Source organism: Paenibacillus polysaccharolyticus (assembly GCF_023714295.1).
Lineage (GTDB): Bacteria > Bacillota > Bacilli > Paenibacillales > Paenibacillaceae > Paenibacillus > Paenibacillus polysaccharolyticus_A.
Genome location: NZ_JAMAUN010000003.1, coordinates 133,600 through 146,676, shown reverse-complemented (window position 1 = coordinate 146,676; position 13,077 = coordinate 133,600). Strand labels below are relative to the sequence as shown.

The following is a 13,077-nucleotide window of genomic DNA, read 5'->3' as shown; positions in this document are numbered from 1 at the left end:
CTTCTGCTGGCCGGAGCTTGTTTTCTTTTTCAAAAAGAGAGATCGCTGTTCATTGGTTCATTGAAGTAACTACCATTCATCCAATTGGTAATAAATTTAGATCATTACAATTTTTTTTGTGCAAATGCTCCATACACTGTCAGATTATTGGGTCCATGCCGATATTAAAATATCAAACATTATATGGGTTCATACAAAATTAGGATGGATGGTGGAGGTATTCATGTTTTTTGCAAAAGCAGGACAGCGACTAAGAGATATGTCTTTTCGGGTCAAATTACCATTAATGATCAGTCTTCTCGTGTGTATCGTACTGACCGTAACAGCTGTACTGTGTTATAAGATAGCTGAGGGTATTACACAGGATAAAAGTAAAGATGAAATTCATGCCAATTCGGATCGGATTGGAGCCGGATTGTTTACCTCTTTGCAGTTGTCTAAGCAAGCCGCATTTCTAATGACCAAATATAAGGCTTTTGAACGATTGCTGGCGATTCGGAGTGCGAATCAAGGGCAGGATGCTAACGTCTTTTTCGAGGAAAATCAGATTCTAATCAATGAATCTAATAACATATTAGCTCAAAGTTTAGAAGGCATCGAAGGCGCTGTTGTGCTCATGCTTATTGATAAGAATGGCACAGTAGTCGCGGCAAACGATCCGAAAAGCGTGGGCGGAGATCGGTCGGATCGGGCCTATTTTAAGGAAGCCATTCAAGGACGTCAGGTGATCAGTGAAGGTATCATTTCCAAAACTCTGGGTACACTTGGCACAGTCTTTGCCTCCCCGATGTATGATGAGAATCAGCAAGTCAACGGGGTTCTTATTGCTACGATATCCACGTCATTTTTTGTGAACCAATTGCAGAACGTTAAGATTAACGACGAAGGTAAAGTGATTGTTCTGGATCGGGTGGGTAAGGTGATGTACCACTCCACAGATGCGAATATGGCAGGGAAACCGCTAGAAAGCGGGGAATATCAGTCTCTTGTGGATTTGGCTCCAAGTGATAAATTACAACAGGGCGAGGTAAGCACGGACGAGAAAGTGGTGTTTTATTCCAAAATTCCGCAATCGGATTGGACGATTATAGTTGAGGATTCCTACGTAGACGTCAATCAACCTCTAACAAGCATGGCGAATAAAATGTATATTGTTCTATTCAGTTCCATAGCCTTCTCAATCATTGTGGGTATTCTACTCTCACGGGTGATGACAAAGCCGGTTACATCCATTACCGCACTGTTTAAACAGCTTGCCGGTGGAGACTTGACGGTACAGGCGAAGGAGAAATACAGTGGGGAGTTCGGCGAACTCGCGGATAGCTTTAACACGATGGCTGAAGGAAACAGACAACTGATTGCCAGTATGAACGCTTCTATTGGTGTTTTGAATAAAAGTACGGCGGAACTGGATCAGTCTGCACAGCAGACATCTGCATCGATTACCGATACCACAGCCACTGCACTTGAAATATCCCGTGCAATGGAGTCGCAGGCTAACGATACAGAGGCGATCGTGGATCAATTTATGAACGTGGGTAGCAAAATTGTAAATGTAAACGAGATGTCCCAGTCTGTTATGGCTAAAGCGGATGAAATTACAGATGCATTCCGAGATAATCATGAAGTGATCGACGCGCTTATCGCCGTTAATGATCGGAACGAAGCAGAGGTGCATAACATCTCCAAGATAACCGTTCAACTCGCAGAGAGTTCATCCGGTATTCAGCAGATCACAGGCACCATTGCCGAAATTGCGAATCAGACCAAACTGCTTGCGCTGAATGCGTCCATTGAAGCGGCACGGGCAGGAGAGCAGGGCCGTGGATTTGCCGTAGTAGCCTCCGAAATACGCAAGCTGGCAGAACAGACAACCGCGCAATCCGAAGATATTCATCGCATCGTTATGCAGACGATTGAACATGTGGAGCAGAATAACCAGAGTGTACAGGCCATCGAAGCGATTGCAGAGCAGCATAAGAGCAGCGTGATGCAAACCAAGGAAACCTTTAATTTTGCAACGCGAAATATGCAAAATATGATGAATCAGGTGCAGGCGATTGCCTCTGAGATTGAATCGATTGAACGGGATAAAGACGAAGTCCTTGGCGCTGCGCAGAACTTGTCTGCTTCGGGCGAGGAAGTGTCCGCATCCATTGAAGAAGTCACCGCCACCATGGAAGAACAGTCTGGAATGACCGGGCATTTGGCCGAGCTGGTGCAAACCATCGATGCTTTGACTAAACAGCTGGCGGAGGAATCGGCAAGATTTAAAACGAGTTCGTAAGGATTGAATGAAGCATACCCAATGATAAAACTTCAAAGATTTCATTAAAAACATTAAACCTCCTATCCAAATAGTGGATGGGGAGGTTTTTATGTGTTGATGCTCGCACGGTAAAAATATTTATTATTGTTAAAGGGAGTATCTTTATTTTTTGCCTGGCTCTGATACCAGCGTGAAGTTATTAATGAACCCTTCTTTTTGCAGAAAAACAGTCTCTATCTCATCCGTTTTCATATCATAATAGTAAATACCTCTCCCGGTATCGCCATTTCCTTTTTCCCCAAGAAAATAAAATCCGTTACCGTTTTTGTCCAAAAATAATTCACTACTGGCCTTGATGGGAAGATGAAGTTCCTTCCTTTGTCCTGTCTTCAGATCCACAAGACTATATCCGATGGGCATTTTATTAACGTGTTTTGCCGTTGCGATGAGAAGCTGGTCTCCTCTTGCGGATAAAGTGAGAATCTGTTCATCTTTGAGTTTGATGATTGCACGAGTGTGATTCGTTACGGGATCGATTTCGAGAACGGTATGACTTGGTGGAACCATCGGTTTTTGGGTCTGATTTGATTTTTCCATCTGCTCATATTGTTCTTCCTCAGAGTATTGGATGGCGTATGCTTTTTCTGTTTCTGGATCATAGGCGATGTCCCATGTGGTCGTATCTGAATCTTGCTCGTTTAATATCGAGATTTTTTGTGTTGCTTTATCCAGAAACATGACCTTTACAGGGCGTTCTCCTTTTTGCACAGCAGCCATCATTAGTGTATTCTCAGTGACATCCGGGATTATTGCATTTATCGCAAATAAATTAGAACTTAATTGCTGCACTTGCTGTGTTCTCATATCATAAGCGAATAGCTCATCCCCTTTATTTTTGCCCTCACCCGAATAATACGTGGTGTCTTCTGCCAACGAAACTACGGTCAAGGGATATTGTGAGTTATATGGCAAGTCAGTCATTTTATTGAGAGCTTTGGACTCTAAGTCGTATGTATACACATTCATTTTCATTCCATCCGCGGAATCTGTCCCATTGACGTATTCGGTGTTCGTAATGGAAAGGTATTCGCGAGTCTTTGCTTCACCAGGCTTAATTGCTGGTGGAGTGACCTTAATGCTTCTTTCACCGCTACTGCATCCTGAAAATAATATGAGTGAGATCATGAGTACGAGAATAGCTGGGTATAGGATGTAGCGGTTCCTCATCGTTAGTCCTCTTTTCTTTGGTCGTACCGTGTATAGGGAGCTTGTAAAATAAACGTTACAAGTCGGAGAAAGGTTTGGCTATCAATCAACATAACAATATAAAGAATTGTTTGCTCTGGAATTTGGTTAATAAAGTAGATTTACCAACAAAACCTCTCTTTCCGCAACATTGTGGGAGAGGGAGGTCTGGTTTCTAATCTTCATTCATGCAAAATGACTATTTAATAGACCATTCCGTAGATTCAGACGGTACATTAGCTACATCTCGCAGATCATGTATCTTTACGTTACTTCCGTAAATCGTCGAATCACTGCTGAGACGGAAGGAAGGGAAGTTATTTTCGGATTGCAGACGTAAACAGGTTTCAAAATGAATCTGTTGCCCTTTATTAATCACAAACGGAAGTGAGCCTGCCTCAATAGGCACGTCATCACTGTCTCGTTCATTTAAGATCAGAAGTACCGTAATTCCATCACAGCCGCAACCATCGGTATCATAAAACAATTTGAAAAAGCCGGGCCGATCCCCCAATTGCTCCAAAAGTCGTGCTTCTGCTTGCGGACTCACTTGAATGATCATGGCGTCGTCACACTCCTTTGTTTCCCAATGAATTCGCTTACAATTTAATATATGGACCATAATTGCCGATTAGAATGTAAAATAATATATAGGGAAAGGGGAGATGCAATTTGGAAATACGGCAATTGAATCATGATCCCATTGAACATTATGCGTATTGGAATGCGATTCCCGGCGGCGAGGTCATTCAAGCTCAGCTTCCGATCTATCATGGTACATTAGATGGCTTGCCTGAAGGTATCGATGCACTGATTGTCACTTCAGATTTGCAGGGAATTGTTCCTGTAATGGAGAAGGAATCTGATGCCGCCTGTGACACGGGGGCTACAGATAAGCTTTTGGGTGAGATGTTGCCTGCCTATATTCGTCTGCTGATGGAGGTGGAGTGGCCTGAGCTCGATCCGCAGAAGACGGGTGTACTGTTATGTGGAGATATGTATGCCCTGCGCGGGAAAAGGGGAGCGACTGGCAATCCGGTTCCCGTCTGGCTTGCCTTCAGGGAAGCCTTCGGCTGGGTTGCCGGCGTCCACGGCAACCACGATCTAACCGATGATGCAGACGCTCATCGGTTACACGGCAGCGAGGGCATCCATTGCATGGATGGCCCGGCTGCAATCATCAGCGTCGGCCACCCACCGGGTGGCCTTGCGCCCCATGCCGCCAAGGCGCGTCAGCTGCGCATCGCGGGCCTTGGCGGCATCATCGGCAGGCCGGACAAGCCGAACCGGCTGCCGGCAGAGCCGTACCTGCAATCCGTGCGCAAGCTGCTGAAGCGGCAGCCGGATTGCTTGCTTTTGCACCAAAGCCCGGGCATCGCCGAGCTTGGGCTTAGGGGTGAACCGCTCATCCGGCAGGCCTTGGAGGCCGGGCCGGAGACGCTGGTGTTCAGCGGGCATACCCATTGGGATATGCCTTTGGCTGAACTGAGTAACGGCACACAGGTAGTGAATGCCGACAGCAAGCTATTTATTTTCACACGCTAGGTATCTTGTGGAATGAAATGCATTTCATTCGTGATATCTTATCTGGTATGATAAGCAGGTAAATAGAGAAAAAAGGAAGGTTTCCCCCCTATGACATCGATCACCATATATGATATTGCGAAAGAAGCAAACGTATCTGTATCGACCGTCTCCCGGGTGTTGAATGATACGGCTCCGGTTCGTGCCAGCACGCGAGAGAAGATCATGTCGATTATCGAGAAACATCAGTTTCAACCCAACGCACAGGCACGCAGCCTGATCAAGAAAGAGACGGGCACCATCGCCATCATCTTGCCGGATATCACCAATCCTTTTTTCCCTGAAGTGTTTTGGGGGGCAGAGAATGAAGCACGTGGACTCGGGTATACGTTCTTCTTATGTAACACAGCAGGGGACTCTAATCGTGAGTCTGAATATCTCTCTATTTTGCGGGAGAAACGGGTGGATGGCATTATCTTTCTCGGCGGACGTATCAATTTGCAGGTCTGCCCTGATAACATGGCACAGGAATTGATGGATATGAGCAGGCATATGCCCATTGTGCTGGTCAACGGTAACATTGCCAAGAGCGGACTTCACCGGGTATACACTGACGAGGGAGCTGGAGCGGCTATGGCTGCGGAGCATCTACTTGAGCTGGGGCACCGGGAGATTGCTTTTGTCGGGGGGTTGAAGGAGTTATCTACCACGATGGTCAAGGTTAAGGCGGTACAGAAGAAACTACGTGAACATGGAATTGAAATACCGAAAGAACGCCAGCTGTTAGGCGGTTTCTCGATTGACGACGGTAAGCGGGAGATGTCCAAACTTCTGCAGCAGGACAATCCGCCAACGGCAGTGATTTGTGTCAACGACAATAGTGCAATTGGTGCGATTAAGTCGACCATTGAGCATGGTTTATCGATCCCGAAAGATATTTCAATCATCGGTTTTGATGATACACCGCTAGCGAGTGCCGTGATCCCTGAGCTTACAACGATATCCCAGAATACGTATCAACTGGGCAAACAGGCCGTGGATGTGTTGCATGAGCTGATCAATCAAGGCAAACCGAAGAAACAGAATGTATTGGAACCTAGGCTGATCATACGCCAAAGTACAGGACCTGCCGCCCGGTAGTGGGTCTGGTTATCAAAAAAAGAAAGCGTTGACATTTCTTTGAAGCGTGAAATATAATGAGGGCGTAAATGAGACCCTTTTCCTCCTGTGGAACGGGTTTTAGTTTTCGATTTAATGAAACCCATTTCATGAAATCGGTTTCAAAAAATTTGACTAACATGAACAATTTCACAAAAGGAGATACATCAACTTAGAAGATCAATGGATCCGAAAGAAGGAGTCACGATGGCACATCATGAACAGCGTTTTAGAGGCAGAAGAGGTTTGGTGCTCGCAGGTACAGCCTTGTTAGCCTTGATAGCGGTAGGAGGAATGGCTATCCATCATTATACGAATTCAACTCCCAAGGCACTTGTATTCCAGGAAGATCCGGTGCATCTCAAGCTGGAGCAGTCGTATGATCATTTTGAAGGCTGGGGTACGTCGCTCGCTTGGTGGGCGAATGATCTCGGTGGTTGGAAGGATCAGGCGAAGGTGGATGAGGTTATGGATCTGATATTTGATCCGGCCAAGGGCTTGGGACTTAACATCGTTCGTTACAATATAGGCGGTGAAGAGAACCCCGAAATGAACGCGCTTCGTCCAGGTGGTGACGTTCCAGGTTTTCAGCCTGAGCCGGGCAAGTGGGATTGGGAAGCGGATGCGGGTCAGCGTTCCGTACTGCAGGGTGCGATCAAACGCGGAGTCAACATCACGGAGGCCTTCTCCAACTCACCTCCGTATTGGATGACGATTAGTGGTTCAGTCACCGGTGCCGAGGATGGGGGTAATAATCTGCGTGAAGATCAGTATGATGCGTTCGCCGACTATTTGACGGAAGTGGTGAAGCATTATCGGGATACGTGGGGCATTACATTTCGCACCCTTGATCCGCTGAATGAACCTTCTGCCAACTGGTGGAAAAAGGGCAATCAGCAGGAGGGCAGTCATTTCAGTACCGAGAAGCAGGCCGAGATTATTAAGAAAACGGCCGCTTCTCTCCAAAGCAAAGGACTGGATGGCACGGTAATAAGTGCTGCGGACGATAACAGCATTGATGAGACCGTATTTAATTTCAGCCTGTATGACCAGGATACGATTGATGCGGTGCAGCAGATGAATACCCATTCGTATAACGGCAGCAAAATGGAAGAACTGCGTGCTCTGGCTGATAAACTTGGCAAAAAGCTTTGGATGTCTGAATATGGCACCGGCGGCAGCGAGCCGCATAACCATGACGACATGACCTCGGTACAGGAGCTGGCAGACCGTATCATGTTTGATCTGAAAATCATGCAGCCGTCCGCCTGGGTATACTGGCAGGCTGTTGAAGACGAAGGAGCGAATAACAACTGGGGTCTCATTCATGCGAATTTTAACGGAGATGAACAATATGAGTTGACTAAGCAATATTACGGCATGGCTCAGTTCACGAAGTACATTCGTCCAGGCGCGGTTATTATTCCGACGGATGAAGGCAGAACCCTTGCGGCTTATGATGCCAAGGCACAGCGGCTTGTGCTGGTGATTCGGAATGAGCTGTCCGCGGAAAACAAAGCATTTGACCTGACCGGCTGGGAAATGGCAAAGACAAACTCTGCTCAGGTGTACCAGACATCACCGGAACTCAATATGCAGAAGTTGGAGGATATCCCGGTATATGCTAACGGCATTAAAGTGCCAACCGCAGAAAACTCCATCACTACTGTCGTGCTTGAAGACGTTCTGCCATCTGCAGAGTGATAGCACAGAATAACAGCAATCTGCAAGTTATTCTGGCACCGGAGTGCGACGTGTGAACTTGAATGATCTGGTTTGAATAAATGATTTACACATTAACGGAGAAGGCAGAAATAACTGGAGGAAGCGGAGCGTTCGCATTTATCACCGGATTTTTCCCTTGAATAAGGGAATCAAAAAAATCTGGGGATAACAGCGATCTGCAAGTTATTCTGGCATCGGAGTGTTCCGTGTAAATATGTACTTCAATTGAGAGCGTTCTTTATCTATAAAAAAGAGAAGGAGGGAATTACGTTGACAGAACCAACATCCCTTTTGTTTCAGGAACAAGAGGATAACAAGCTTGGCAGCAAGAATGATACTCAAACGGAGCTGGCGTACGATGGGCGAAGCTTTTATCTTAACGGTGAACGTATCTTCCTGAATAGTGCGACCATTCATTATTTCCGTATGCCGAAGGAAGAATGGCGTGATGTCTTGATGAAGGCTAAGCTGGCAGGTATGAACTGCATTGATACCTATTTTGCGTGGAATGTACATGAACCGGAAGAGGGACAATGGTCCTTCGAAGGCGATAACGACTGCGGTGCATTTCTTGATCTGTGTGCAGAGCTAGGCCTGTGGGTTATTGCACGACCGGGTCCGTTTATTTGCGCGGAGTGGGATTTTGGCGGCTTTCCGTACTGGTTGGGTACGAAGGAAGGCGTAAAATTCCGTGAAAATAATGAAACGTACCTTCATTATGTGCAGCTCTACTTTGATCAGATCATCCCTGTTATTCGTAAGCGTCAATTGTCTGCCGCAGGTACGGTAATTCTTGTCCAGGTTGAAAATGAGTACGGTTATCTGATGGATGATGAGGCGGCAAGCGCACATATGACCACACTTAGGGACGGGATACTGGAACGCGGGATAGACGTCCCGCTGATTACTTGTGTTGGCGGAGCGGAAGGAACGATTGAGGGAGCGAACTTCTGGTCTGGTGCGGATGGACATTATGCGAATTTGCGTTCGAAACAGCCAGATACACCAAAGATTGTTACTGAATTCTGGACCGGCTGGTTTGAAAATTGGGGAGGACCTTCGGCAATCCAGAAGACGGCATCTCTGCTGGACCGAAGAATCATGGAAATTCTGAGAGCCGGATATACCGGAATCAGTTATTACATGTTCTATGGGGGGACTAATTTCGGTGGATATGGTGGAAGAACGCTGGGTGACAGCGATATATTCATGATCACATCGTATGATTACGATGCTCCGCTGAGTGAATATGGACGCGTGACGCCGAAATATGCAGTGACGAAAAACCTGTCTTATTTTGTGCGTACTTTTGGATCACTGCTGATGGAATCTGAGGAGATCGTAGCTGAAAAGATTCAGGTTCGGCATCCGGGCGGCATTTCCGTACGTGGAAGACAGGCGGGGGAAGAAAAAATCTGGTTCGTGGAGAGTCACAAGGATGAGCGTGAGACGGTGAGCGTCACGCTTGAGGAAGGCCGTACGTTGCCGATATCGATTCATCCGGGACAGATTGTACCATTGCTGGATCGCGTGCAAATCGCCGATCAGGTCTACCTGACGGGCGGCACTTTAATAACCGGTAATGAGATGATTAACGGAGAACTGACGTTGTTCATCACAGCAGACCGTGGACAACGCTCGGTGGTTGAATTGGAACTGGGTGCCCAAAAGGACGCCGTGGCAGGAGGACTAATCCTGAAAGAAAGCACGATGCAAGTGCTGGTTGAACAGGATGCGGGGAGAAATGCATATCGTTTCGATCTGTTTCATTTTCAGGAGCCGGGCATGATGCGTTTCGAAGCGAGTGGCACCGCCATTCGGTTCATCATTCTGGATCGTGATGCGATGAATCGCACATGGCGAATGGAATCTGCTGATGACCAAAGCTTGCGTTATGCCATCGGTTTTGACGATGTGGATGTCACGGCGTCCGGGCAAGTGAAAGGCATGATCTCTGATCCCGAGCGTACAACGATGTTGCTGGGCGACTGGCAAGATGGCGAACAGACACGGACTGGACGTGAGTTTTTTACTCAAGAAGTGGAGACACAGCCTGAATCAGCATCTATTGCAGTTAAAGATCAGCCTGCTTGGATGATTCCTGCAGCGCCGCTGGCCCCGGTGTTGTGCAAATCTCCTGAGTTCTCCCGTGTTACATTAACGGCAAAGCAACGCTCTGCGAGCGGGCATCCTATCGATTTTTCCAAGTACGGTCAGGACTTTGGCTACCTGCTGTACGAATGTGATTTTGTCAGTACGGTGGGTGGAATGATGAATCTCGTGCTGCCTAACATACAAGATACCGCGAGAATTATCGTAAACGGTGCTGAGCAAGCGCTAGTGCGCCAGGTTGGTGCGGCGGCTGTTCCCATTCAGGTAACTCAGGGGCAGAATACGTTGCAAATGCTTGTACAGCATATGGGCCGACTGAACTTTTCTCCTTATCTTGGGGAACACAAGGGTGTAGCAGGAGCGGTGTACCTTGGTGGGCAAGTACAGGATATTCGCCGCGATTGGCAGATGGAGTCAGAGACAGATACGAGTACAGGAACAGAAATAGGAACTATACATTTGGATGAAGTGAACTCCATTCGGGGAGGAACGGTGCTTCGTCGAAGTTTTATACTGGATGGTATGGATCGGGCTGTACTTGTGGGTGCTCCGAGCAAAGGTTTGCGTATTAACGGCATTGAAATTCCGATGCCTGCTTATCAGGATTGGTTTGCGTTCCAGACGCTGGATATATCCGGCTACGTGAAACCTGGCGTTGTAAATACGCTTGAGATGCCATATAGTCGGTCACCACTCAATCGACTTGAGCTGATCACTTATCTTCATGAGGGTGAGCTTCAGGGTTGGCGAATGGCAGGTACGGATGCGCTACTTCCTGCGTCATGGGAGTCATATGATCTCTCAGAGGATACACAAGAAGTAATTTCACCGGGAGCTTCAAACGGTCAGCCGGTATGGTATCGCTGGCGTTTTGCCAAACCTGTCACAGCTGAACATCACAAAGTAAACCTGATGCTTCGCATGACGGGTATGAGTAAAGGAACGATCCATGTGAATGGTCATCATTTGGGTCGATACTGGCAGATTGGGCCGCAGGAGGACTATAAAATTCCGGTTGCGTGGCTGAGGGAAGAGAATGAACTGCTCATTTTTGACGAGGAAGGCAGAACACCGGAAAGGGTACGACTGCTGCTGGATGAGATGTCACGATATCCGTGGATCACAGTGGAGAAATAGTGAATAGCAACTAAAACAGTAACTAAAAATAGCATGTAGAGATAAAAGAAAAATAAAAGTGAAATATAGAAGTAAGAATAGAACTAGAAATTAGAAGTCTTTTAAGAGTCATGCATCTAAGATGTATGCAATAGAGCAAGGATAAATAACATTAGATAGCGATATTCCTATTAGTTAGCATTAGCCTCAGGCCGCAGATATTTCCCTCATTCTAAATAAATCTGAATCATAGGAGAGTTTGATATAGATAACGACTCTTGGTTCAAACTGATTTATATGAGAATGAGGGGATTTAAGCGAATTCATAAAGAAAGAAAAGTAGTAACGCTTCATCTCTATGTTCAAGAGAGGAAGACAAAGATTATATTTTGTAAGCGTATACATAAAACGTGTATTCCTGTAAAGGGGGTGATGTTTCATGTAAATGGGATGGAGCAGATACCGTAAGGGCTGCTTGGCAAAAGGAAGTATGTTTAAGTACACGCTTCGTTCAGTCATAAGGTAGTCCAATATGATCTTGGGTAGGGTAAGGAGTTGGGTTCATGTTAACCAAAATGAAAGGCAAGTCACAGCGATGGGGCAGACCTAAGGCTGCACTCTTACTCACGTTAGGATTGCTGATGATATTCACGATCACATTTCCTAATACGGTGAAAGCAACTACCAGTGTGTATACGATGACGGCCTTTACCAACACAAGCGAGTCCAACATGTATATCTATGAGTCATATAACGCGAAACACTACGGTTTGCTGAAAGGGCCGGCATATACTCCACCTGCGACGGACTTGATTCGCGATCCCAGCATCATGAAACACACGGATGGCTTGTATTATGTGGTGTACACCACCAACTGGTCAGGCAATACGATTGGCATCGCGTCCAGCCCGGACAAGATGAATTGGACGTTTGTCCGCAATATTACGTTGTCTACTACAACCCCGATTGCCCATACCTGGGCACCGGAATGGTTCAAAGACACGAATGGTAGTGTGAACATCATCGTCTCTCTCTCTCCTGGCAACTATGAGAACTTCAAGCCACATGTCATCACCGCATCAGGAAACAATCTGGCATCCACAACGTGGTCTGCACCTGCGGTGCTTACAGGTCTTGCTTCCAACTATATTGACACTTTTGTAGTAAAGACAGGTTCAACCTATCACGCGTTTACGAAGAACGAAACGACTAAATACATTGAATATGCCACCTCTAGTTCGCTGAAAGGGCCCTACACGTTTAAAGGCACAGGTAATTGGGCGGGCTGGGGTTCCTGGGTAGAAGGACCGGCGTTGATCCAACTGGATAACGGTTCCTGGCGAATTTATTTTGATGGGTATGCTGATCACAAATATTATTACAGCGACTCGGCGGACAGTTTTCAGAGCTGGAGTGCCAAACAAGAGATCACGGGACTGTCCGGCATGGTTCGCCATATGACCGTACTGAAAGAATCCGGTCAGCCGGGTGATATTCGCAAGCTCGAATCATTTAACGTACCGGGGAGTTTCATTCGTCACTATAACTACCAAGCTCGGATTGATGCTAGTGTGAACCCGGTAGAAGATGCTCAGTTTCGTATCGTTCCTGGTCTGGCGAATGCGACGGGCATCTCGTTTGAAGCGATGAATTATCCTGGTTATTTCCTGCGCAATAATAATGGCAATGCCGTGCTGGTGAAAAATGACGGCAGTGCTGCGTTCCGCAATGATGCAACGTTCAAACGGGTTAACGGGCTGGCGAATGCAAGCTGGTCTTCGTATGCGTTATTTAACAATCCGAATCTGTATCTGAGACATTACGATCAAGTGTTACGATTGCAACCTGTTGCCACGGCTCTGGATAAATCCGATGCAACTTTCCGGGAGATCACTCCATAGCTCTTCGCAAGTCAAGATCAGCAAACA

At 46.7% G+C, this 13,077-nt stretch carries 8 protein-coding genes; 6 read left to right on the top strand and 2 right to left on the bottom strand.

Annotation, left to right across the window (positions count from 1 at the left end; translation table 11 throughout):
- Positions 1-223: 223 nt before the first annotated feature.
- Positions 224-2,287: a methyl-accepting chemotaxis protein gene (locus M3629_RS11565; RefSeq protein WP_251506151.1), complete on the top strand. Its 2,064-nt coding sequence runs from the start codon at positions 224-226 to the stop codon at positions 2,285-2,287.
- Between the two features lie 144 nt (positions 2,288-2,431).
- Here M3629_RS11565 and M3629_RS11560 read toward each other — a convergent pair whose 3' ends face one another.
- Together M3629_RS11560 and M3629_RS11555 are read right to left on the bottom strand one after the other, a co-directional pair.
- Complete coding sequence (locus M3629_RS11560; RefSeq protein WP_251506148.1) at positions 2,432-3,496, bottom strand: hypothetical protein; 1,065 nt, start codon at positions 3,494-3,496, stop codon at positions 2,432-2,434.
- Between the two features lie 217 nt (positions 3,497-3,713).
- Positions 3,714-4,076: an iron-sulfur cluster biosynthesis family protein gene (locus tag M3629_RS11555; protein WP_251506146.1), complete on the bottom strand. Its 363-nt coding sequence runs from the start codon at positions 4,074-4,076 to the stop codon at positions 3,714-3,716.
- A gap of 110 nt (positions 4,077-4,186) precedes the next feature.
- Between M3629_RS11555 and M3629_RS11550 the strand changes: the two genes are divergently transcribed.
- From M3629_RS11550 to M3629_RS11530, 5 genes are all read left to right on the top strand, one after another.
- A complete protein-coding gene (locus M3629_RS11550) occupies positions 4,187-5,059 on the top strand; it encodes a metallophosphoesterase family protein (protein ID WP_251506143.1) in 873 nt (290 codons plus the stop codon).
- Positions 5,060-5,149: 90 nt separating this feature from the next.
- A complete protein-coding gene (locus M3629_RS11545; protein WP_251506140.1) occupies positions 5,150-6,178 on the top strand; it encodes a LacI family DNA-binding transcriptional regulator in 1,029 nt (342 codons plus the stop codon).
- 225 nt (positions 6,179-6,403) lie between these two features.
- Positions 6,404-7,900, top strand: coding sequence for a glycoside hydrolase family 30 protein (locus tag M3629_RS11540; RefSeq protein WP_251506138.1), 1,497 nt, complete (start codon positions 6,404-6,406; stop codon positions 7,898-7,900).
- Between the two features lie 291 nt (positions 7,901-8,191).
- On the top strand, positions 8,192-11,170 hold the full coding sequence (locus tag M3629_RS11535) for a beta-galactosidase (protein ID WP_251506135.1): 2,979 nt from the start codon (positions 8,192-8,194) through the stop codon (positions 11,168-11,170).
- Between the two features lie 542 nt (positions 11,171-11,712).
- Positions 11,713-13,050: a glycoside hydrolase family 43 protein gene (locus tag M3629_RS11530; RefSeq protein ID WP_251506132.1), complete on the top strand. Its 1,338-nt coding sequence runs from the start codon at positions 11,713-11,715 to the stop codon at positions 13,048-13,050.
- Positions 13,051-13,077: the final 27 nt, after the last annotated feature.